3 pseudogenes are annotated in these 793 nt (G+C 68.9%); 2 read left to right on the top strand and 1 reads right to left on the bottom strand.

The annotated features are described in order from the left end of the window. Both A9X05_RS29720 and A9X05_RS13805 read left to right on the top strand, forming a co-directional pair. Window positions 1–162, top strand: a pseudogene (locus tag A9X05_RS29720) (hydroxylase); the annotation flags it as partial. Window positions 163–171: 9 nt separating this feature from the next. Further along, a pseudogene (locus A9X05_RS13805) lies at window positions 172–639 on the top strand (2,3-dihydroxybiphenyl 1,2-dioxygenase); the annotation flags it as partial. Here A9X05_RS13805 and A9X05_RS32705 read toward each other — a convergent pair. Continuing rightward, window positions 556–741, bottom strand: a pseudogene (locus A9X05_RS32705) (hypothetical protein); the annotation flags it as partial. The pseudogenes A9X05_RS13805 and A9X05_RS32705 overlap by 84 nt on opposite strands. Between the last annotated feature and the right edge of the window lie 52 nt (window positions 742–793).

The following is a 793-nucleotide window of genomic DNA, read 5'->3' as shown; positions in this document are numbered from 1 at the left end:
GGCAACGCGGCCCGCATGGACAAGCCGCTGCAACGGTATTGGCGCGACGTCCATGTCGGCCAGCTGCACGCCATCCACATGCCTGGAACCACCTACCACGCGTCGGCACTGAGTTCGCTGGGTGTCGATCCGCCCGAGGGCCCCCTGCGGGCTTTGATCTAGGAGAGCACGTTGACCGACCTGAAAAGCCTGGGCTACATCACCATTTCGACGAACGACATCGACCGCTGGCGGCAATTCGCCTTCGGTGTCCTGGGTTTCGCCGAGGGGAATGGTCCCGACCCCGAGGCGCTCTACCTGCGGATGGACGAGCGCGCCGCCCGGCTCATCGTGGTGCCCGGTGAGACCGACCGGGTGCTGACGGTCGGCTGGGAGGTGCGTGACCGCCCGGCGCTGCAACGGGTCAAGGCGACCCTGGACGCCGCAGGGACCCCGTTCAAGCAATTGTCCGCCGACGAGGCCGAGGCCCGCCGCGTGGAAGAGGTCATCACCTTCGAGGACCCGGCGGGCACCACGCTCGAGGTCTTCCACGGTGCGGTGCTCGACCACAGCCCCGTCGTCACCCCGTTCGGCGCGAAATTCGTCACCGGCGACCAGGGCCTGGGCCACGTCGTCGTGCCGGCGACGGACCCGAACGGGCCCAAACTCTTTCGGCAGCGGCACCCGGAACGCGCCGCGGGCGCGGAAACCCAGCACCTCGGTGTAGAAGTCGAACAGCCCGTTCGGGTCCGTCGCCGGCACGACGACGTGGCCCAGGCCCTGGTCGCCGGTGACGAATTTCGCGCCGAACGGG

It is taken from the genome of Mycobacterium sp. E3298 (assembly GCF_001666895.1).
Taxonomy (GTDB): Bacteria; Actinomycetota; Actinomycetes; order Mycobacteriales; family Mycobacteriaceae; genus Mycobacterium.
The sequence above is the reverse complement of the archived record's forward strand: the minus strand, read 5'-3'. Positions and strand labels throughout refer to the sequence as shown.